Below are 23,559 nucleotides of genomic sequence, written 5' to 3' on the forward strand. Positions count from 1 at the left end.
ATTATTAATTATTATAATCAATGATAGTATACTACAATAAGAATAGCAAGAGGATATAGGAGGTAGTAAAAATGCCACATCAAGTAAAACGAATTTTTGTTGAGAAACGTGTAGATTTCGCCGTAGAAGCAAAGGGTATGTATGCTGACCTTACTCAAAACCTTGGCATTAAAGGCTTAAAAAACGTACGTATAATTAATCGTTATGATATATCTGGCATTAGCGAGCAAGAATTTGCGGATGCAAAAAATAGTATTTTTTCAGAACCGCCAGTTGATGATGTATATGATGAAGTACTGTCAATCAATCAAGAGGATCACATTTTTGCGGTAGAATTTTTGCCTGGTCAGTATGACCAACGTGCTCATTGGGCGGCCCAATGTGTGCAAATACTTACGAAAACAGAAGATCTATCCATTCGTACTGCAAAAGTGATTGTACTACAAGGTAATATTGGAGAAGATGAGTTTGAAAAAATAAAAGCCTATAGTATTAATCCAGTAGAGGCTAGAGAAGCTCGATTAGACAAGCCTTTTAGTCTTGATCTGACCGTGGAGAGTCCAAGTAATGTAGCAGTTATTGAAGGCTTTACTAGTAAGACAACAGAAGAGTTGGCAATGATATTGGGGCATATGGGACTGGCAATGGGACTTGGGGATATTGCTTTTTGTCAACAATACTTTCGTGATGTTGAAAAACGCAATCCTACTATTACTGAAATAAAAGTATTAGATACCTATTGGTCCGATCACTGTCGTCATACAACTTTTTTTACGGAGATTGAAAAGGTAGACATCGAAAAAAGTCATTTTACTCAACCGATAGCCAAAGCGTATGAGCAATACCTCAAGGCTAGAGACGTGGTATATAAAGATAAGAAAAAAGATATTTGTTTAATGGATATTGCCATTATGGGCATGAAGGAATTACGGCAAGCGGGTTTGTTACCTGATTTGGACCAATCGGAGGAAATCAATGCTTGTAGTATTGTGGTTCCTGTAGATGTTGATGGTGTAGTAGAAGAGTGGTTAGTGATGTTTAAAAACGAAACTCATAATCATCCGACAGAAATTGAACCTTTTGGTGGTGCGGCTACTTGTCTTGGTGGAGCAATTCGCGATCCTCTGTCAGGCAGATCTTATGTATACCAAGCAATGCGTGTTACCGGTAGTGGTGACCCACGGGCTAAAGTAGAAGAAACTCTGGCTGGAAAACTGCCACAGCGAAAAATCACCTTAGGAGCAGCTGCAGGATATAGTTCCTATGGCAACCAAATTGGATTGGCGACAGGTCAGGTGGCAGAAATTTATCATGAGGGTTTTATCGCAAAAAGAATGGAAGTTGGTGCTGTCATTGCTGCTGCTCCTAAATCCAATGTTGTCCGTAAACAGCCTACAGAGGGAGATGTAGTTATTGTCTTAGGCGGCAGAACAGGTCGAGATGGTTGTGGTGGTGCTACTGGCTCATCCAAAGAACATACAGAAGAATCTCTAGCAACTTGCAGTGCTGAAGTGCAAAAGGGCAATCCGCCAACAGAACGGAAAATTCAACGGTTGTTTAGGCACCCTAAAGCAAGTGAAATGATTAAACGCTGCAATGACTTTGGGGCAGGTGGAGCATCTGTCGCCATAGGAGAATTGACAGATAGTCTCGTAATCGATCTTGATGCTCTGCCTAAAAAATATGCTGGGCTGGATGGTACGGAACTCGCTATTTCAGAATCTCAAGAGCGTATGGCAGTGGTTGTGGCTCCTGAAAATGTAGAAGATTTTATGAACTATGTAGCAGCAGAAAATTTAGAAGCCGCAGTAGTAGCCAAGGTAACAAATTCTGGGCGTCTTGTTATGTTGTGGCGAGGCCAGCCTATCGTAGATATTAGTCGTGACTTTTTAAATACCAATGGTGTTAAACAAAAAGTCGATGTACAAGTAATTGCACCGACAGAGGCTGATAATTTTTTTGCGAGTACTAGAAAAGATAGTGAAAATCTTGAAGCAGCCTGGTTGGACAATTTGCGTAACATCAATGTATGTAGTCAAAAAGGCCTTGTAGAAATGTTTGATAGTACCATTGGTGCAGGCACGATCTTGATGCCTTTCGGGGGAAAATATCAGGCAACACCAGCAGAAGGAATGGCAGGCAAAATTCCTGTTCTTCATGGTAGTACAAACACGGCGACTTTAATGACCTATGGCTTTGATCCGGAGTTATCATCATGGAGTCCCTTTCATGGTGCAGTGTATGCAGTCGTAGAAGCGGTAGCGAAAGTGGTAGCCATGGGGGGAGATTATCAAAAAATCCGCCTAACCTTACAGGAGTATTTTGAGCGATTGGGTCTTGATGCTACAAAATGGGGTAAACCTTTTAGCAGTTTACTAGGGGCTCTTCATGCCCAAGAACAGTTTGGTATTCCTGCCATCGGTGGCAAGGATAGTATGTCTGGGACATTTAAAGAACTAACAGTGCCTCCTACCTTAGTTGCCTTTGCTGTAAATGTGGTTAAGGCAGACACTGTACTTTCTCCCGAATTTAAAAAGCCACAAAGCCAAGTTGTACTCGTACCTTTAGTTCGTGATGCCTTCGAATTACCAGACTTTCCAGTATTGTGTCAAGGTTATGACAAAATTAATCAATTAATTAAAGCAGGTAAAGTTCTTGCTGCTCACACGGTAAAAATGGGTGGCTTAGCTGCAGCGATTAGTAAAATGAGCTTCGGTAATCGTATTGGGATGAATGTGACTGCCTCCTTATCTCCTAAGGAGTTATTTGGGGTTGAATATGGTTCTTTGATATTAGAAATCCCTGCAGGTGTGGACGTACAACAAGCTTTTGGTAATATAACTTACAAAGTACTTGGACAAACTCAAGAGAAACCAGTAATTGAAGTAAATGGCCATTCGATTGATATTATAAAAGCACAAACAGCTTGGGAGAAACCTTTAGCTGCTGTTTTCCCTACTGAAGTAGAAAGCGTTAGCGAAAAACCGAAGGCAGAATTATTTGCTAGTAGCCCCAAAAAATCGAAACAATCTTTCGCTAAACCGCGTATTTTTCTACCTGTGTTCCCAGGAACTAACTGCGAATATGATTCAGCAAAGGCTTTTGAAGTAGCGGGAGGCAATGTCGACACCATGGTCATTCGGAACCTTACACCTGCTGCGGTAGAAGACTCTATAGAGGAAATCGTAAAACGAATTAAAAACTCTCAAATTATTATGCTTCCAGGTGGCTTTAGTGCCGGAGATGAACCAGATGGCTCAGGTAAATATATTGCTACTATGTTTAGGAATCCAAGAATTAAAGAAGCAGTACGTAATTTTCTATCTGAGCAAGATGGGTTAATGTTAGGTATTTGTAATGGTTTTCAGGCACTGATTAAATTGGGATTAGTTCCTTACGGCGACATTGTTGATCTGACTCCTAACTGTCCTACCTTGACTTATAATCAGATCGGGAGACATATTTCCTGTATGGTGAAAACGAAGGTAGTATCAAAGCTTTCTCCTTGGTTTAATAATGTAGAACTAGGGGATATGCATACCATTGCTACTTCTCATGGGGAAGGACGTTTTGTCGCTGGCAGTTCATTAGTAAACGAGTTGCGTCAAAAAGGACAGATTGCCGCTCAATACGTAGATGAGCAAGGTGAACCTACTTATGATATACGTTATAACCCTAATGGATCTGTAGAAGCTGTAGAGGCACTTACCAGTCCAGATGGACGAATTTTAGGCAAGATGGGGCATTCAGAAAGAATTGGTAACCAGGTAGTGAAAAATGTTCCTGGAAACAAGGATCAACAACTTTTTGCTGCGGGTATTGAATACTTTAAATAGAAATCTAAAAAAAGACTAAGTTTTAGCCGGTTTCTAAAAAAGATTTGGCTAATCCTTAGTCTTTTCTTATAATGCGAAATGTCTTTTTAAATGGTATACAGTATTTTATTCGCAAAAAAGGAAAAAAAGAAAAGTAGGAGTTCAAAATTCAGTATTTTATGGTATCATATATTAGGTTGTAAGTAGAATAAAGAAAGGGATAGTGTAAAAATTTATAATGGTGTATTATACAAAAGTACTTTGTGTGTAAACAATGTTATAAATCGATAGTGAGATTTCTTGTTTTTGTATACTTACAAATAGTAATACGAGAAGGTGGGAGTAAAGTAGATGTCCGTAGTTAAAAAAAGAGAAACTTTTTCCTCAGGTTTAGCAGTATTTTTTGCAACCTTAGGCTCTGCAGTAGGTTTGGGGAATATATGGAAATTTCCTTATCTGACAGGGCAGAATGGTGGCGGAGCTTTTTTATTGGTATATTTTTGTTGTATTTTATTTGTAGGTCTGCCAATCATGTTGAGCGAGTTTTATATTGGACGTAAAACAAGAAAGAATGCAGTAGGTGCATTAGAACAGTTAAAGCCCGGAACTTCCTGGAAAAATATTGGTCTTATGGGAGTAAGTGCAGCCTGTATTATTATGTTTTTTTATAGTTGTGTAGCAGGCTGGGTATATTTCTATTTGTTTAAAGCCATAGCTGGGGATTTTGTTGGTGTCACACTAGAGGTTGCTAAAGCCCAATTTGGTGCTGTGATTATGGGACCTTTATCGCCAATTCTTTGGCAGTTCATTGTTTTAGCCGTAGTAGCTGGAATTTTGACCATGGGTGTTAAACAAGGCATTGAGAAAATTACAAAGACATTAATGCCATTATTATTCGTTCTTATTGTTATTTGTGATATTCGTGCCTTAACATTGCCAGGGGCGGCTGAAGGCGTTAAGTTCTTATTTCATGTCGATTTTGGACAACTATCAGCTGCAGCTGTTTTAGCGGCATTGGGTTTAGCCTTCTTTAAATTATCTCTTGGTATGGGCACTATGATGACTTATGGGAGTTACTTTACGGAAGATAATAATATGTTTACGACAGCATTAAAGGTAGCTCTGTCAGATACTTTAGTTTCTATGTTAGCAGGACTCGCCATATTTCCAACAGTATTTTCCTTTGGTATGGAACCAACTGCTGGTCCTGGTCTATTATTTATGACAATTCCCCTTGTATTCTCCCAAATGCCTTTAGGTAATATTTTATTAATTGCCTTTTTCTTCCTTACCGCGATAGCAGCTACAACGGCTATGTTATCGTTAGTGGAAGTGCCTATCGCTTATTTGTCTGAAGAAAGAGGTATGTCAAGAAAAAGTGCGGCAATTTTGACTGCAACTATTATGTTCGTAGTTGGTATTTTAGCTACTTTGTCAGTTGATAAGGCTAGTGTACTTGGTCATATTACCTTCTTTGGCATGGGATTCTTTGATTTATTCGATTATATTTCATCTAATATTTTATTGCCTATCGGTGGATTATTAATTGCTCTGATGATGGGATATTCGATAAAGCGTGAGGACGTAGTGACTGAGTTATCGAATAATGGCAAAATGAAAGTTGCCGCTTTGGTAAATGTATATTTCTTCCTGATTCGCTATGTCACCCCGTTATTGCTTATTGTAGTCTTTTTAAGCTCAATTGGAGTACTTAAATTCTAAAAAAAATAAATGCTGCTTCCGAATATACTCGGAAGCAGCATTTTCTACTTAAAAGCAAGATTATGGAGAACAAGCATTTAAACGTGAAGGTTGCGAAGATGTGCGAAGGAAACAAAGAGAAGGTTATAATATTCTCTTTGTTTCCTTCGTGTCTTCGCGTTTCAAGTCTTTTTTAAAAGAGCAGGACAGCATTTTCTTTTGCATACTTGCCAGCATTGAGTATAATAGTTATAGTACAATTTTAGTTGTGAGAGGAAAGTTTATGAATATAGTATCAATTGAGAAGTTATCCAAAAGTTATGGTATGAAGAATTTATTTAGTAATGTTACTTTTGGAATTGACGAAAACGATAAAATTGGTTTAATTGGTGTAAATGGAACGGGAAAATCTACTTTTCTAAAAGTAATAGCAGGGTTAGAGGAAGCGGATGATGGCAAGGTGAGCCAAGGAAATCAGGTAGAGATACAATACCTATCTCAAAATCCTGATTTTGATCCTTTAGATACGGTACTGGATCAGATATTTAAAGGTTATTCTCCAATTATGAAGCTACTAAGGGAGTATGAGCAGGTGCTATTGGCTGTTAATAATCAGCCTAATGAAGGTCTAGAGAAACGCTTGATAGCCTTAAGCCAGGAAATGGATGCTATGAATGGCTGGCAGTTAGAGAGTGAGGCAAAGAGTATTTTAACCCGGCTTGGTATTACCGATTTTACAGCTCATGTAGGTACCTTATCTGGAGGTCAACGTAAACGGATTGCCTTAGCAAGTGCCTTAATCCATCCAGCAGATCTCTTGATATTGGATGAGCCTACCAATCATATTGATAATGATACTGTGGCTTGGCTTGAGGATTATTTACACAAACGTAAGGGCGCTCTACTCATGATTACTCATGATCGTTATTTTCTTGATCGAGTAGTCAATCGAATTATTGAGCTGGATAAAGGTAATTTGTATAGTTATACTGGAAATTATAGCCTCTTTTTAGAACTTAAAATGCAGCGTGAAGCAGACCAAGAGGCCACCGAGAGTAAACGTCAGAATTTACTGCGTAATGAGTTAGCTTGGATGCGTAGAGGGGCCAAAGCACGTACTACTAAACAAAAGGCTAGGATTGAACGCTTTGAAAAGTTGTCAGATGAAAAGGTAGATTTAAGCCAGGATAAGGTTGAGATAACAGCCGGCGCTAGTCGCTTAGGGCGAAAAATAATTGAATTATCCAATGTAACGAAGAGTTTTGAAGAACGGACAGTCATTCAGGACTTTAGTTATATTGTGCTTCGTGACGACCGTATGGGGATTGTGGGACCTAATGGTAGTGGGAAATCTACTTTGCTAAATCTAATTACCCAGAGGATGGAACCTGACAGTGGTGTGATTGAAATTGGCCAAACTGTAAAAATTGGCTATTTTTCCCAAGAAAACGGAGATATGGATGAGAATCTTAGGGTCATCGAATATATTAAAGAAGAAGCAAACTACCTGCCATCGGCAGATGGCGGTGTCATTACAGCTTCTCAAATGTTAGAACGTTTTCTTTTTCCACCTGAATTACAATGGACACCGATTCGTAAGTTATCTGGCGGAGAGAAACGTCGTTTATATTTGCTCCGCGTGTTGATGGGGGCGCCCAATGTCCTGCTCCTTGATGAGCCTACCAATGATTTAGATATTCAGACATTGACAATTCTGGAAGATTATCTCGATGAATTTCCCGGGGCGGTTATTGTAGTGTCTCATGACCGCTATTTTTTAGATCGAGTCGTCGAAAAATTATTTGCCTTTGAAGAGGATGGATCTATTAAGCAGTACGTGGGAGGTTATTCTGACTATCAGGAAGCCTTGGCATCTAAAGGGATTAGCGAAGGTAACAAAGAAAAAGAGACGGTCGCTCACCCGTCTCAAGTTGAAAAACCAAAAGAACGTTCTCGTAAATTTACATTTAAAGAACAAAAAGAATATGAAGAGATTGATGCCGTAATTGCCAGTGTGGAAAAAGAAATCCAGATTGTTGGTACACGTATTAATGGGGCAGGGAGTAACTTTGTCTTGCTGCAAGAGTTAACAGACTTACAGCAAGAATTAGAACAAAAGTTAGCAGAACTCTTCGATCGCTGGACTTATTTGAATGAATTGGCTGAGGAAATCGAAAATAATAAATAAAGAAGACTTGATTCAGATGGAGTTTTAACTCCATCTGAATCTTAGCCCTTCTTATCCAGGGACTTAGCCGCTCTTAACTCCCACTTATATAAGTGAGCCTTGGGTCCGGAGACCCTTAGAGCGGTTTAGTCATCGGATAATAGTGTTTGTTTTACTTTATAGCATTATATTTACAGAGTACTGCTTTTATGGCAGCATAGTCGATTTCTTCTGGCAGAGCATCTTTAAGGGGTTTTAATTTTTCAGCACCTAATTCTGCTATTTTACTAAGAATTAGATTTTCATATTGAGGTGGGATGAGAGCATCCCAATTTACGATATGTCCTTCCTGATAGCAGCGTACGAGATGATCTTGTACTGTAAGAGATTTAAGACCACGAATTTGACTGATTTCATCTAGTGAACGGCCACTTTGATAAAGTTCAAGACTAACTACATGACTCGGATGTTCTTGACTCTTGCTAGTGCCCTGTTTCGTTTCAGTAGGCAAAACGGTTGGTTTTATGCTATTCATAGCTGCATATTGTTGCATGACTTCCAAAAATTCATCACCATAACGTTTTCGTTTGCTTTCTCCCACCCCTTTGATTGTCAGCAGGGCCTCATACGTTGTTGGACAATACTCGCTCATTTCCTTTAGGGTGCTATCAGCGAATACTAGATAAGGTGGTATTTGCTCTCTATCAGCAATTTGCTTTCTTAGGCTGCGTAATAAGTCAAAGAGGGAATTATCGGTTGTAATCTTTTTAGCACGGGTTGGAACTTTCTGCCATACCTTTGTTTGGTTTTTTAATACAGCAATTCCTTTAGGTGCTAGTTTTACTACAGGATATTCACTATCCGTTAACGCTAAGTAATCAGTGGCGATTAAACGGTTAATCGCATCGCGAATTTCTGGTAGGGTATAGTTCTTCAATAGACCATAAGTAGATAAGCTATCAAAACCTAGTTGCAGAACTTTTTTATCTTTAGAACCTTTTAAAACACTAGCAATTATGGTTGTACCATAACGTTCTTTAACCCGCATGACACAAGAAAAAATCTTTTGTGCATCTAAGGTGATATCTGTAAGCTCATTATCATCATTGCAGTTACTGCAATTGGCACATTCTGCTGTAGTATTTGTCTCGCCAAAGTAGTTTAAAATAAATTTTCTTAGGCATTCAGGGGTATGACAATAATCCACCATCGTTTGCAATTTGTTTAGTTCATTGGTTTTGCGTTCCGTATCAAAAGTGGTTTGTTCAATTAGGTATCTTTGTAATAACGGATCTTGGGCACCGAATAAAAGAATACATTCACTAGGCTCGCCATCTCGTCCTGCACGACCAGCTTCTTGATAATAGGCCTCCATGTTTTTGGGCATATTATAATGTATAACATAACGTACATTGGACTTGTCAATTCCCATACCAAAAGCATTGGTGGCGACCATAATACTAATATTGTCATAAATGAAGTCTTCCTGGAAACGTTGCCGCTCGTTATCAGGGAGTCCAGCATGATATTTTCCCACAGAATAACCCTTTTTGTGTAATTGGCTATAAAGATTATCTACTTCTTTACGGGTAGCAGCATAAATAATTCCTGATTGGTCTTTGTTGGTGTTAATATAGTTTAAGGTGAAGTCCGCTTTATTTTCACCACGTATGACGGTAAAAGATAAATTCTCACGGTCAAAGCCTGTCATATAAATATCAGGTTTTTGTAAGGTCAATAAGTTTTTGATATCTTGGGTTACATCTGTAGTAGCAGTTGCTGTAAAGGCGCCAATAATGGGGCGCTTAGGCAAAGAACGGATAAAAGAACCGACAGCCCGATAACTAGGGCGAAAATCATGTCCCCATTGTGAGACACAGTGGGCTTCGTCAATGGCTAATAAGGATATCGTCAGAGATTTAATAGCAGTCTGGAAACTTTCAGCTTCTAGGCGTTCGGGAGCAATATAGATAATTTTGTAGCGACCACATTTTGCATTATAAATACGCTCACTGACAACAGAAGCACTAAGAGAACTATTAATAAATGTGGCAGGAATACCTACGCTGTTTAAGGCATCTACTTGGTCTTTCATGAGGGAAATTAAGGGTGATACAACTAAGGTGGTGCCTGGTAATAATAAGGCGGGGATTTGAAAGCAGAGAGATTTGCCCGCTCCTGTAGGCATAATAGCTAAGGTATCTTTCTTTTGTAATAGACTGGTGATTATTTTTTCTTGTCCAGGGCGGAAGGTGGTATAGCCATAGTGTTGCTTTAATATTTTTAGGGCGGCATCTAACATATAGTTTCTCCTGAAATTTATTTTTACTAGTAAGTATGAAATAGATGCTAAGATCATCAATTTTAAAAAGATCTTAGTATGACTATTTCATTAGAATATATCATAATATAGTATTTAATTCGGCTTTTAGTAAGGGGATTCCTGTCGATATAACACCTGCTTTTTGTAGATTGCCATTATATTTTTTCCAACAATCATGTATAATGTAAAATAGAGTTTCGTTTTAGGAGGGATTACCATTAAGTTTCAACAACTTACTCTAGAGGATAAGCCGCTATTTGATAGGTTCTTTAAGGAGCGGCGGTATGAAAATGCCCATTATAATTTCACTAATTTATTTATGTGGCGCAAAGCCTACAATATAAAGTGGACAGTTGAAGGCAAATTTTTATGCGTAAAAGCCTGTTGGGAAGGGGAAACATTTTTTTTACCTCCATTTGGCCCAGAAGAAGGCTTAGCAGATGTAGTTGAAATAATGCTAGAGCATGCTAAGGAAGAGAATTTCCCCTTTTCGTTTCAGGGAGTAGAAGGCTATATGGTTGAGTGGCTAGAAAAGATAAAACCTGGTTATTTTAGCTGCAAGCCAGAGCGGGATAATTATGATTACGTCTATTTGGCAAAAGATCTAATTGAGCTAAAAGGGCGCAAATTTCATACTAAGAAAAATCATGTAAATAGTTTTAGAAAGACGTACAGTAACTATCAGTATGTCCCAATGACAGCTGACATGACCCAACAGTGTATCGATTTTATGGCGGCATGGTGTGATGAACGGGGTTGTGTGAAAGGTGATAGCCTAGATTGTGAAAGAAATGCCATTGTTGATGCAATGAATCATTTTACAGTTCTTGGTTTTCAAGGGGGCGCTATTTTTATTGATGGTAAGATGGCGGCATTTACTTATGGTGAAATGAATAACAATGATACTGCAGTGATTCACGTAGAAAAGGGCCGCAAAGAGTTTAAGGGTGTTTATGGGGTTATTAATCAAGAGTTTTGTGCTCATAACTACCAGGAGGCTCTTTACATTAACCGGGAAGAAGACATGGGAATTGAAGGTCTGAGAAAAGCGAAAGAATCCTACCATCCTGTTAAAATGGTAGAAAAATATATTGTAAAAGTTAAATAATAAAAAACGTTACATAAATTATTTTTATGTAACGTTTTTTTTGTATAGGTGCGGCGCTTTTTTCGTAGTATAAGAATAAAGCATTGGTTACCATCTAAAAATATATAGATTGAAAAGCAGGAAAATTACAATATTTTATAAAAGTATGTAGTAAAGAAAAAATAAGGGGTGCAGAAATGAAAAAAGTACAATTGGCATATGGTAAAGGCAGTATTAGCATTGAGGTTCCTCAAAGAGCTGTAGTCGTTGAACCCCAGCATTTAGAAAGCTTAAAAGATGAGAAGGCAGCCGTAATCTCGGCACTGCGCCAACCAGTAGGTACTCCTCCCTTAAAAGAAATGGTGAAAGCCACTGATCGGGTAGCAATTGTAATTTCTGATATTACAAGACCAACTCCTAATCATAAATTAGTACCTTGGCTGATTGAAGAATTATCTCATGTCCCCAAGGAGAATTTTGTAGTCATTAATGGATTAGGGAGTCATCGGCATAATACAAGAGAAGAATTGATTAGCATGTTAGGTCAGGAAGTGGTAGATACCATTCAAGTTATTAACCATGAAGCCTTTGATGATGAACAGCTAGTACATGTTGGTCGTAATAGTTATGGTTCTGAAGTTTATTTAAATAAAACCTATGTAGAAGCTGATTTTAAAATTGTAACTGGATTTATTGAACCTCATTTCTTTGCAGGCTTTTCTGGAGGTCCAAAAGGTATCAATCCTGGAATCGTTGGTATAAAAACCATTCAAGACTTTCATAATGCCGAGATGATTGGCAACCCTAAGAGTACATGGGGCGTGATTGAAGGAAATGGCGTACAAGATGCGGCTACTCAAAACTGCTTGATGGCAAAACCTGAGTTTATGCTGAATGTTACTTTGAATGGGGATAAAGAAATCACTAATGTATTTGCGGGTGATGTTATTGAGGCCCATCGTGTAGGCTGCGCTTTTGTAAAGAGCCATTCTATGGTTGCTGTTGATAACGCCTTTGACATTGTCATTACGACTAATGCTGGTTATCCTTTGGATCAAAACCTTTATCAAACTGTAAAAGGTATGAGTGCAGGGGCGCAAATCGTAAAAGAGGGCGGCAGCATTATTAGTGTTGCAGAATGTTCCGATGGACTTCCTAGTCACGGTAATTTTGGTCCTATCTTAAAGATGCGTAATACGCCTCAAGACTTATTAGATATGATCAACGATCCTTCTTTTTCTATGTTTGATCAATGGGAGGCACAAGCATTAGCTATGATACAAGTGAAAGCGGATTGTTACTTGTATTCCTCCCTTGACAAGGAGACCGTAGTGGATTGCATGCTGCATCCAGTTGAAAGCATAGAAAAGACATTAGCAGATTTGATAAAAAAATACGGGCCAGACGCTAGTATTGCCGTATTACCTTTAGGACCACTAGTCGTTCCCTATGTGGCTAAATAAAAAATAGTATACGCAGAAGAGAACGGTTGAACCACAGAGAGACAGAGAACACAGAGAAGAGGGGAATGGGATATGCCCTCTGTGTTCTCTGTGCATCTGTGGTTTCTTTTTAGCTCTCTAAAAAAACTAATAATATTCCTATATCTGATCAACTGGGTATAGTGTCATAGGTATTGTTTCATACTATGACTGAGGTGGAGTGAATGGAAAATAAACATAGAGTGAAGCAGTTATTATTAGCGATTGGAGTGTTAGTCATATTAGCAGGGGGATGTTCTTTTTTGCCTTCGCCAGCTCCTAAACCTGCACCGGAAGTTCCGGCACCCAGCCCAGTTGAGCCAATACCAGGGGTAGAGCTTTTAAATGTTAACAATTATAAAAATGAACCTACCATTACAGTATGGATTGCAGATAAAGGCTATGTAGATAGGATGATGTTAGAGAAATATTTGGAGGGGGTTCTGGCTAGGGAAATGGAGCCAAATTGGCCGATAGAAGCGTTAGCCGCGCAAGCCATTACCTCAAGGACACTAACCCTTCATGCAATTGAAGCAGGCACAATTAGGCGCTTGCACCATGCTGATGTTAGTACCTCAAAGGAAGAGCTACAAGCTTATGCACCTGAACTTGTTAATGAAAATGTCAGAGAAGCAGTACGTCGTACTCGTGGGCAGGTATTGGTATATGCTGGTGGTCTAATAAACGCTATCTATAGCTCATGTAATGGGCAAATTGCCGCCACGAAGGAAGAGAGTTTTCCGAAGGAGATTCCGACGCCTACGCCCTATTTTCAGCCCGTGACGGATCAGTGTTTTCAATACGCACCAGAAAAAGAAAAAAACTGGGAAGTCAAGATACCTGGTAATGAAGTAGCAGCTGCCATAGGTTACCGTGGTAATCCGGCAGATATTAGGATTTTAGAAAAAGGACCTTCAGGCCGTATCCTGACCATAGGCGCAGGAAATCAAAAAATATTTGGTGCTGAATTTAGAAAGGCAGTCGGCTATGATCGGCTGCGATCCACATTAATTACAGAAATGAATTATGATGGTCAAAATTTTGTATTTAAGGGCATGGGCTGGGGTAATGGTGTAGGGCTGTGTCAATGGGGGGCCTATACTTACGCAGAGCAAGGGAAAACAGCAGAGGATATTGTAAAAGCTTATTATGTCGGAGCAGATGTAATAAAATTGTGGCAATAAGAAGCGGATTTAAAGTAATTTTTTAAAAACTGTATGTATATACTAATAGTGGAGAGGCAGTCATATGGCACCTCATCCATATAGGCGCCGCAGTTCCTTTTTAAAAGGGATTGCGGCGCTACGGCATTTTATAAGATCGATTAGGTAATAAATAGGTTTCAACAGATTTATTATCTCTTAACTTTTGGCTAGAGAGGTTTAGAAAAAATTGGTGTTTTGGAGAAAAGGATTGGTTAAATTGTAAATCTTTAGCAGGAATTAATGCGTTCTTATGGAACTTATTATAGATAACTTACTATCGGATGCTGAAAAATAGAGATAAAGAAGGTCCGGCAGCAAAAGGGAGATGGCGACAATGGCTGACTATATAATAACCTCGGAAATGGCAGGCTCTTTAGCTCAGTTTATTTATCAAAATACAAACTATCATATCATCATTTGTAACCAAGATGCTATGATTGTCGGGGATTCTGACGGTGGAAAACGACTTGGAACAAAACACGAAGGGTCACAAAAAATCCTTAGTGGGCATTTGGATGAATATGTAGTAACTACGGCAGATGTGCAAAAAAATCCAACCTTAAAGGAAGGGCAAAATTATCCAATTGAGGTAGATGGACAGAGGGTGGGTACTTTTGCAATTGCTGGTCAGTTAGATTATGTCCGTCCCATCGCTAAGGTTGTGGTAGCTTTGCTTAGTAGTCGCTTAAAGCAGGCAAAACAAATCGAAATTGTACAGGGAGTCGCCCACGCTGTTTCGCGGAATGTAGAACAGGCTGTTGCTGCTATCGAAGGTATTTCTGCATCTTCTCAAGAATTGGCTGCCAATACGGAAAGCGTAGTAAATGTTTCTCATGACTCAGTTAGAAGGGTAAAGGACACAGGCAAGATACTTGATATGAGTCGTAAAATTGCTACCCAAACAAAGCTATTGAGTTTAAATGCTTCTATTGAAGCCGCTAGGGCGGGGAATTATGGTAGAGGTTTTGCCGTTGTAGCACAAGAAATGCAAAACCTAGCTCAAAATAGTGCCGATGCAACCGAAAATATCAATAAAATTTTGCAAGAGATACAAGAGTCCATTCAAAAAGTGATTGATGGTATTAATCAGTCTGCTGTAATTTCCAATAAGCAAGCAGGGACAATGCAAGATATTATTAAAGTCGTACAGGATGTACAAACATCTTCTGCTGATTTGGTAGCGGCCTTTGAAAGAAATGAATGATAAATTGATGCCAGGCTAAAAAAACATATTTTAGACATTCTTTTACATACTATAGTAATAGAGCGCGAGCTGTATAACAGACTATTATCTGCAAAAGCGCCGCTTGTCTGGTAAGCACAGGCAGGAGGCGCTATATTTTTTTATGATAAAATCGTCACCTTTAGTTGCAATATTTGCTGAGTACGCTATAATATATTTCAGGTTGACAAGGGAGATAATATGAAAAATGTTGTAGTTACGATAATTGGCACACAAAAGGATGAGCAAAAGGAAGAATCACGGATTGAACTGATCACTTTAGGTCGCTGTTATAGTAAAAATGGTGTAAACTATATCTTGTATAAAGATAGCGAAATATCAGGTCTTGAAGGTGTCACCACAATGCTAAAAGTGTACGATAAACAGGTGACACTAGTAAGAACGGGCAGCGTAGAGCATAAACAAGACTTTCGGTTGGGCGAAAAAAGCCGTAGCGCATATGTTACGCCTTATGGTACTATGCAAATGAGTATAGTGACAAACAGCCTGGAGATAACCTCAGATAGTATTACTGGAATTAAAGATCTAGATATTAGTTATGAATTAGAAATGAACGGACAATGGCAAAGCGCTAATACCTTGTCTATCAGCATACGGGAGGAAAGCAAACGTGGATATTAAAGATTTATTGCAGACGGCAATTTACCAAGCAGCTCATAAAGCCATTGCTGATGGTGTATTTGCAGATCATGAGTTACCTCAAGTTATCTTAGAGGTGCCACCTAAAAAAGAATTTGGTGATTTTGCTACGAATTTTGCAATGCAGGCAGCTAGAGGAGCGAAAACCAATCCAAGGGTCATTGCCGAGGCCATTGTAGAACGAATGAATGAAACATGGATGGAAAAAGCCGTTATTGCTGGTCCTGGTTTTATTAATTTTTATTTAAAAACAGACTGGTTATATACTATGTTGGCAGATGTGTTAACTCAGGGTGAAAATTATGGGAACAGCCAAGCTGGTGGGAAAGAAAAAATTCAGGTGGAATTTGTCAGCGCAAATCCAACTGGACCACTTCATGTAGGTCATGGACGTGGCGCAGCAGTCGGAAGTGCATTGGTTAATTTATTAAAAGCTGCAGGTTATGATGTAGCGAGTGAATACTATATTAATGATGCTGGTAATCAAATTGATAATTTAGCTGCATCTGTTCATGCTCGCTATTTAGAACTCTTACGTCAGGAAGTTGATTTTCCCGAAAATGGATACCATGGTGAGGATATTATTGACACGGCTAAAGGTATTATTGATCGAGAAGGAGATGCCTATCTGGCCTTTTCTGTAGAGGAACGATTAACCAAATTTAAAGAAATCGCATTACAGGAAAAATTAGCGGCGCTAAAAGCTGATCTAGCCTCTTTTAATGTATACTTTGATGTATGGTTTAGCGAATGTACCTTGCATCAAAATGGTGCATTAGAAAAGACTTGTCAAGTTCTAAAAGATAATGGTTCTATCTATGAACATGATGGGGCTCTTTGGTTAAAATCCACAGCCTATGGGGATGATAAAGACCGAGTGGTAATTCGGGATAATAAAATTCCTACTTATTTAGCTGCTGATATTGCCTATCATCGCAATAAATTAGAGCGAGGGTTTAAGCAACTCATTAATATTTGGGGTGCTGACCATCATGGGTACATATGCCGTGTGAAAGCTGCTATTGGCTCCTTGGGGTATTCTCCTGAACAATTAGAAGTTCTAATTGTACAAATGGTGAGTTTATACAGAGGCGGTCAATTGGTTAAGATGTCAAAACGCACAGGTCAAAGTGTTACATTAACAGAACTGATTGAAGAAGTTGGCACAGATGCTGCAAGATTCTTCTTTATTATGCGTTCTCTTGATAGCCAATTGGATTTTGATCTTGACTTGGCGAAATCTACATCAAACGAAAATCCAGTCTATTATATTCAATACGCTTATGCACGAATTGCTAGCATATTCCGTCAAGCTACAGAAGATGGTATCACGCTTGGTGAGATTGATTATAGTAAATTAAATTTCCTAACAACGGAATGTGAGATCGATTTGATTAAAAAGTTGGGTGAATACAAAGAAGAAATAATTGATGCAGCAAAAGAACGGGCACCACACCGTATTGCTCGATACGTACATGACTTAGCAGGACAATTTCATACTTTTTATAACCAATGCCGTATTAAGGGTGTGGATCGTGATTTACAATTAGCGCGAATGGGTTTAGCCTTGGCTGTACAAACAACCATTCGTCATGCACTCAATATTTTAGGAATCAGTGCTCCAGAGAAAATGTAGCATTTAAAGCAATATTAAAAGAGGAGTTTCCTCTTGCTTGGTGAATAATACCAGCAAAAATAAGTTAAACTGGTGTTTAAATAAAAATACAAATTAGACGCTAAGTGCGGAAGGAATAAATATATGACAGAAATGATGAAACAAGTCTCAGAGGTAGAATTGGCTTATAAAATTTTGCAAAAAACAGGACACTCTATGTATTTTAGAGATTTAATAACAGAGGTTTTAGAGCTTAAGGGACGCAGAATTCATTCTTTGGCTCATGCCATGTCCGAAGTGCATACACAAATCAATATGGATAGCCGATTTGTTCATATGGGAAAAGGTATGTGGGGTCTTATGGACTGGTCGCCTCAACAATTAAGCGCTCACTCCAATGATGAAAACGAGAGTGTAACTAGTTCTTTTTCATCTCGCCGAGAAAAACTTTTTGAAGAAATCCAGCAAGAATATGTTGCAGCTTCAACAGAGCCTGGTGAGCGAGAATAAATACTTGACACTGCCCTTTAGTAAGGATAAAATGATTGGCGTACTTGAACTAAATATGGGCGTATAAATAATAGAACTGTTAAAGGCATTTTAGGAGGAAATTAAGATTATGGCAAAATATATATTTGTTACCGGGGGGGTTGTATCTTCACTTGGTAAAGGTATTACTGCTGCTTCATTGGGGCGGTTATTAAAGAATCGCGGACTGAAGGTTACCATTCAAAAATTCGATCCCTACATAAATATTGATCCAGGAACCATGAGTCCTTATCAACATGGTGAAGTATTTGTTACGGACGATGGAGCCGAAACAGATTTGGATTTGGGTCATTATGAACGTTTTATTGATATTAATTTAAGCAAAAGTTCCAATGTGACAGCAGGAAAAATATATTTGTCTGTTATTAATAAAGAACGTAAAGGTGATTATTTAGGAAGTACAGTCCAAGTCATTCCTCATATCACCAATGAAATAAAAGATCGTGTTTACCGTGTAGGTAAAGAAGATAATGCAGATGTTGTTATTACTGAAATTGGCGGCACTGTAGGTGATATTGAAAGTCTGCCCTTCTTAGAAGCAATTCGCCAGGTGAAAAAAGAAGTAGGGCGCAATGATGTACTTTATCTTCATGTAACATTATTACCTTACATTGCTGCAGCAGGAGAATTAAAAACTAAACCTACTCAACATAGTGTAAAAGAACTAAGAGGTATTGGTATTACTCCTGATATTATTGTTTGTCGTACGGAATATGATATCTCTCCAGATATGCGAGATAAATTAGCACTTTTCTGTGATATTGATTCCAATGCAGTCATTCAAAATAAAACAGCGTCAAGTATTTATGAAGTTCCTTTGATGTTACAAGAGCAAGGTCTTGATCGTATTGTCTTAGAAAAGCTTAAAATAGATGCTGGCGATGCAGATATGGCTGACTGGCGCAAAATGGTTCACAAGATTATTAACCCTACCAATACTGTTAAAATTGCTATTGTCGGTAAATATGTAGCTTTACCTGACGCATACTTAAGTGTAGCAGAAGCATTAAGACATGCCGGCATTGCTAATGATACATCCATCCAGGTTCACTGGATCAATGCAGAAGAAATTGAAGACGAGGCTGTGGATCTTAAAAAGTGCTTTGAGGGTGTTGATGGTATTTTGGTACCAGGCGGCTTTGGCGATCGGGGTGTGGAAGGCAAAATTAAAGCCATCCAATATGCCAGAGAAAACAAGGTGCCATTTTTCGGATTGTGCTTAGGAATGCAATGTGCTGTTGTTGAGTTTGCTCGTAATGTATGTAAAATGGCAGATGCTCATAGTACAGAGTTTAATGGTGAGACAAATTATCCTGTGATTGATCTGATGTCAGAACAAGTGGCTGTTGAAGAAAAAGGCGGAACTATGCGCCTAGGTGTTTACCCATGTAAGGTATCAGAAGGTACCTTGACTCAGCAAGCTTACCAAGATGAGATTATTTATGAACGTCATCGTCATCGTTGGGAGTTCAATAATGCCTACAGAGAGCAGCTTACCCAGGCTGGTCTTGTGATCGGTGGAACTTTACCTAATGGTCGTTTGGTAGAAATCGTGGAAGTGAAGGATCATCCATGGTTTGTTGGTACTCAATTTCATCCAGAACTGAAATCACGTCCAACCAATCCTCATCCTTTATTCAGAGAATTTGTAAAGGCTGCTCTGAGCAACAAGAAGTAGAAAGAAGCAACTGTTGGACGATTTGTCGACAGTTGCTTTTTCCTATACCTATAGACTTACAGTATTAGGGTTAGACAATAAGGAGGATCCTCATGTATAAAAAATCAGTTATGGTTGTAATTGGCATATTTGTAGTACTTTCCCTTGTCGGTTTAGCATCTATGGCAAACAGTGCAAAGGAACGGGGAAAGGCAAATCATTCTGGTAAAATCGCCATCATCCACGTTGAAGGTGTTATTTTAGGCGGTCGAGGGCAAAGCACTGTACTTTTTGAACAAGGTGGTACCGACCAAGTCATTAAGCAAATCCATGAAGCAAGAGATGACAAAGACGTACAAGCTGTGGTTCTCAGGATTAATAGTCCAGGTGGCAGCGCAGCAGCTTCTCAAGAAGTAGGAGAAGAACTTAAAAAACTGCGGGCTCAAGGTAAAGTAGTGGTGACTTCTATGGGGGATGTTGCAGCCTCGGGAGGATATTGGCTGGCAGCTTGTACGGATAAAATTTATGCAAATCCTACAACGATGACCGGTAGTATCGGAGTCTATATGCCTTATGCAAATTGGGAAGAGTTATATAAAAAAGTTGGTATTTATCAAGAGAAAATTAAAAGTGGTCCTCATAAAGATATTATGTCTCCTGAACGACAAATGACACAGGAAGAGCGAGAAATCATTCAAACTATGGTGAATGATATTTACAATCAGTTTGTGGAAGTTGTAGCTGAAGGGCGTAAGATGGACAAGGACCAGGTGCGGAAGTTAGCTGATGGACGTATTTATACAGGAAATCAAGGGAAGCAATTAGGTTTGGTTGACGAATTAGGCAATATGTATGATGCCATTGATGGGGCCGCACAGTTGGCGGGTATTGTGGGAAAACCAGAAATAAAGGAGCTTGGCAAACAAACCCCTTGGCAAATGCTCTTTGGACCTAGTGAAAAGGTAAGTACTTTGCTAGAACAGTTTTTGTTTAAAAAAGCACAAAATGAGTTAAGTTCTGGCATTCCTTTGGAAGCTTCGCCAGAAAAATGGCAGGTGAAGTAAATGGGTAATATATTTGATATTATGTATGATGTATTATTTCAGCCCAAGATGGGGATGAGGGTTATTGCCGATAAGAAGAATATTAGTCAATCTCTGATTGTGTTTTTTCTTAGTCTATTAATACCTTTATGGGCCTTGTATTTTGGATTAAAGGCTTCTAGTGTGACAGCCCTAGTTCACTTAGTAATCGGGTTTAAGATAATTGCCAGTCTTATGCTATGGATTATAGGAACTGCCGTGTGGCATTTAATTGCAGAATTCTTTGGGGGTAGAGGCACAGCTGTTGGCTTATTTTCCGCTTTAGGCTTTGCCTATTTTCCCTCCGTACTTATTGTGCCATTGTGGGTATTCGCGGCTTTATTACCAGCTAATTTTAAGAGTATAATGATGGCCTTAGTAGCGCTCCTAATTTTGAGTTGGTCATTTGTTTTACACATCGTAGCAATTAAAGAAGTGTATCAATTTTCTACAGCCAAAGCTGTGCTCGTACTTGTTACGCCAATGCTGATTATGGTATTAGTAGGTGCGGTTGCCTTTACCTTTATTAGCAGTGCGTTGATTCAGATGCCAATGTGGTTGTAGATCGATAAAAAAAGGGTAGGATGAAATGAGAGGTAAATTTATAGTCATAATGCTGCTTCTAGCAGTTATGCTAGGAGGGTGTACTGAGAAGCCTTTGACTTTTAAAGCGGGGCTCAGTACTGCTATAGCAGATGAAGCAATAAAATGGGGACTTCCCAATCAACTTTTGCAGCAGGGTGCAGGAAATTCGTACCGGATTTTGAAGGATGAAGGACAGGGGACAAATATACTGGAACTAGCAGCAGGAAGCAATGGTTCTATGGAATACTTCGTAGAGATTGAGGCAAATGATGCGTCTGTTGCTCATATGCGCTTGGAATTTTTATCTACGCAAGGTGGCGGACGGATTAGACTGGCGGCCCTTGATCAAAAAGGAAATATTCTTGGAGAAAAGGGGTCTGTTTTTACAGGGAAGATTCCTCCGGAAACGGGACAAAGTAAGTGGCAGGATATTCGTTACAATAATAATTATCAAGGTGGCTGGTTAGAAGAAACCTACTCTTTTCCCGATATCTTAAGAAGCCTGAACCCTGAGGCTTTGGCAGGTGTGGCAAAGTATCGACTGAGTGTAGAGGTGAGTGAAGGGCAGCACGCTCTGATAACCCAGTTTAGTGCAGGTATAGATAGTACGAAAGCAGTAAGAATCATACCAAAGATGGTAGAATACACAGCTAATTTGGGAGATGTATTTTCAATTGAGATGGATATTGAGAATATAACGCAAAATCTCATTCCTTCTGTGGAAGTATTGCTACAGGAACCCTTTGGTTATGGTGTGATTGCCATAAGTCCAGAGGTGCAAGTTGTAGAGCAACTAGTACCAGGAGAAAAGAGACATCTTAGTTTTCAGGTTAGGGCACAAAGGCCAGATGCAGTAAACTTAAATCAAGTTTGGCCTGTACAGTTTAGTATAAATGGTAAAAATATACAGACGAAGGTCGGAGTTACTGTAAGAGATACAAGACCGGGCAAAGTGTTTTATGTAATGACGGAAGACTTAGAGCCTATTGATGGGGCTGGTTATGCAAAAGCCTGGGGAAATTCTGATAGTTGGCTGGAGCCAGAGGAATTTCGAGGCCAAATGGTAAATAAAGCCGAAGCTATCGATAAAATCGCCGAAAGGCATGGTGCAAAGTGGACCCATTACATTGCTTGGCCTGCTGTAAAGGCAGCCGAATGGGCGGCAGGTCAATCCAAGACAGGGGAGTGGCCTAAGGTAGTAGCAGATATTAAAGCTTCCGTACTACGAGAAACTGAAAAAGGGCATGAATATGGAATTCATTTTCATACGGATTATGACCCCTATTTACCTGGTAATGTATTGTCTTATAACGGGTCAGTTGATGGTTTGTGGGCCAATCATTTGAAACACGGCTGGGCTCATTCTATCACTACAGAAGGTGATTTTAGTGATTATAATAGTCGGGCAGGCATGTTATACGAATATCAACGTATTTTAGATCAACTTGCAGCGAGTTCCTCGCAAGGGCAACTCCTAACAGCGAGAGCTGGTTCCTTCGATTTTGGTAATGGTAGTGCAGAAGAAGCGATGAGTACCAATGCATTTAAAAAGGCAGGGCTGTGGGGTTCAAGTGATGCTGATGGTAATGCAGGTGGCCTGACAAGTGGTGATTACGGACAAGAAATTTACTTTGCTGCCCCTGATGATATTAACACCCCAGGCAAGGACATTAGTTCACTAGGAATTGTAGAGTTTCGTCCCACACCGAGGGAATCGATTGCCTATGATAGCCAAAGTGCTACAGTGATGAATCAAAAAACTGACCAAGGTATGAAGTACTTTACTACTAGTAGTGGGGACGTAAAGCCTGGAATTCATAGTATAGTAGGATTTACCCACGCCATGTTTATGATGGGACAAGGGGATTGGAAAAGTCTAGAAGGTGGGCAATTCCAGGCATTAGATGATCATTTATCTTATGTAAAAGATCAATATGCTTCCCGAGGGCTACTCGCTTTTGGGACTGCCAGTGAATTGGTGGAGGCTTATTTGGATTACTATACACCAGAATTACTGGCTATTTATGGTCAAAGGCAGTCAGATAAATATGGGGTTGCCGAGTATGCAATCCACATTTTGGGGCATGATATCCCTGCAGATGGGAATCATATCCATAACGTAGGGGTGAAATATCCTCTATATCTACGTGACAGTGCCTATCGTATCAGTGTGCTAAAAAATGGACAGCCAATCTATAGTACTTGGGGTTTACCTACACCATATAATGATATTTTCTTTGCAGTAGACGATAAATCTGCCGTATATACTTTGAAAATCTATCATAATGAGCTAGCATATAAGCTAATATCAAAGTTTCGTGTCATAAAAGAAAAAATATTTAAAAAAAAATAGATTAAATCCTAATTTTTCCAGCAAATAGGAGGATATTTTTGCTATTGTGCGAATAGA

Annotated in this window: 15 protein-coding genes; 14 read left to right on the forward strand and 1 reads right to left on the reverse strand. The window is 39.2% G+C overall.

Annotated elements, in window-relative coordinates; all coding sequences use genetic code 11:
* The first annotated feature begins 71 nt into the window (after positions 1 to 71).
* From UFO1_RS02215 to UFO1_RS02225, 3 genes are all read left to right on the forward strand, one after another.
* Positions 72 to 3,836 (forward strand): phosphoribosylformylglycinamidine synthase, encoded by a 3,765-nt coding sequence (locus UFO1_RS02215; RefSeq protein WP_038667394.1) that lies wholly within the window; start codon positions 72 to 74, stop codon positions 3,834 to 3,836.
* 330 nt (positions 3,837 to 4,166) lie between these two features.
* Entirely contained in the window at positions 4,167 to 5,537 is a 1,371-nt protein-coding gene (locus tag UFO1_RS02220; RefSeq protein ID WP_038667397.1) for a sodium-dependent transporter, read from the forward strand.
* Between the two features lie 262 nt (positions 5,538 to 5,799).
* Positions 5,800 to 7,704 carry an ABC-F family ATP-binding cassette domain-containing protein gene (locus UFO1_RS02225; RefSeq protein ID WP_038667402.1) on the forward strand — a complete coding sequence of 635 codons (1,905 nt, stop codon included), beginning with the start codon at positions 5,800 to 5,802 and terminating at the stop codon, positions 7,702 to 7,704.
* A gap of 151 nt (positions 7,705 to 7,855) precedes the next feature.
* Here the strand turns inward: UFO1_RS02225 and recQ are convergent, their stop codons facing one another.
* Positions 7,856 to 9,985 carry a DNA helicase RecQ gene (recQ, locus tag UFO1_RS02230; RefSeq protein WP_038667405.1) on the reverse strand — a complete coding sequence of 710 codons (2,130 nt, stop codon included), beginning with the start codon at positions 9,983 to 9,985 and terminating at the stop codon, positions 7,856 to 7,858.
* A gap of 238 nt (positions 9,986 to 10,223) precedes the next feature.
* On the opposite strand from recQ, the gene UFO1_RS02235 reads away from it, so the two are divergent.
* The 11 genes from UFO1_RS02235 (at position 10,224) to UFO1_RS02285 (ending at position 23,502) form a co-directional block, all read left to right on the forward strand.
* Positions 10,224 to 11,114, forward strand: a complete 891-nt coding sequence (locus UFO1_RS02235; protein WP_084159769.1) for a DUF2156 domain-containing protein — start codon at positions 10,224 to 10,226, stop codon at positions 11,112 to 11,114.
* A gap of 176 nt (positions 11,115 to 11,290) precedes the next feature.
* Positions 11,291 to 12,556 (forward strand): nickel-dependent lactate racemase, encoded by a 1,266-nt coding sequence (gene larA, locus UFO1_RS02240; RefSeq protein ID WP_038667410.1) that lies wholly within the window; start codon positions 11,291 to 11,293, stop codon positions 12,554 to 12,556.
* A 203-nt stretch (positions 12,557 to 12,759) separates the two neighbouring features.
* Positions 12,760 to 13,758, forward strand: a complete 999-nt coding sequence (locus tag UFO1_RS02245; protein ID WP_038667413.1) for a SpoIID/LytB domain-containing protein — start codon at positions 12,760 to 12,762, stop codon at positions 13,756 to 13,758.
* 355 nt (positions 13,759 to 14,113) lie between these two features.
* The gene (locus UFO1_RS26090) at positions 14,114 to 14,983 is read left to right on the forward strand and encodes a methyl-accepting chemotaxis protein (RefSeq protein ID WP_038667417.1); all 870 of its coding nucleotides are present in this window, start codon (positions 14,114 to 14,116) and stop codon (positions 14,981 to 14,983) included.
* A gap of 219 nt (positions 14,984 to 15,202) precedes the next feature.
* Positions 15,203 to 15,643, forward strand: a complete 441-nt coding sequence (locus tag UFO1_RS02255; RefSeq protein ID WP_038667419.1) for a DUF1934 domain-containing protein — start codon at positions 15,203 to 15,205, stop codon at positions 15,641 to 15,643.
* A complete protein-coding gene (gene argS / locus UFO1_RS02260; RefSeq protein WP_038667422.1) occupies positions 15,633 to 17,297 on the forward strand; it encodes an arginine--tRNA ligase in 1,665 nt (554 codons plus the stop codon). Before UFO1_RS02255 ends, argS begins: the two co-directional genes overlap by 11 nt.
* 123 nt (positions 17,298 to 17,420) lie before the next feature.
* Entirely contained in the window at positions 17,421 to 17,786 is a 366-nt protein-coding gene (rpoE, locus tag UFO1_RS02265; protein ID WP_038667426.1) for a DNA-directed RNA polymerase subunit delta, read from the forward strand.
* A gap of 109 nt (positions 17,787 to 17,895) precedes the next feature.
* Positions 17,896 to 19,503 (forward strand): CTP synthase, encoded by a 1,608-nt coding sequence (locus tag UFO1_RS02270; RefSeq protein ID WP_038667429.1) that lies wholly within the window; start codon positions 17,896 to 17,898, stop codon positions 19,501 to 19,503.
* 92 nt (positions 19,504 to 19,595) lie between these two features.
* A complete protein-coding gene (gene sppA / locus UFO1_RS02275) occupies positions 19,596 to 20,546 on the forward strand; it encodes a signal peptide peptidase SppA (protein WP_038667432.1) in 951 nt (316 codons plus the stop codon).
* A complete protein-coding gene (locus UFO1_RS02280) occupies positions 20,547 to 21,128 on the forward strand; it encodes a Yip1 family protein (RefSeq protein WP_038667435.1) in 582 nt (193 codons plus the stop codon).
* Between the two features lie 25 nt (positions 21,129 to 21,153).
* The gene (locus UFO1_RS02285) at positions 21,154 to 23,502 is read left to right on the forward strand and encodes a hypothetical protein (RefSeq protein WP_038667439.1); all 2,349 of its coding nucleotides are present in this window, start codon (positions 21,154 to 21,156) and stop codon (positions 23,500 to 23,502) included.
* Positions 23,503 to 23,559: the final 57 nt, after the last annotated feature.

The sequence above is a fragment of the Pelosinus sp. UFO1 genome (genome assembly GCF_000725345.1).
Taxonomy (GTDB): domain Bacteria; phylum Bacillota; class Negativicutes; order DSM-13327; family DSM-13327; genus Pelosinus.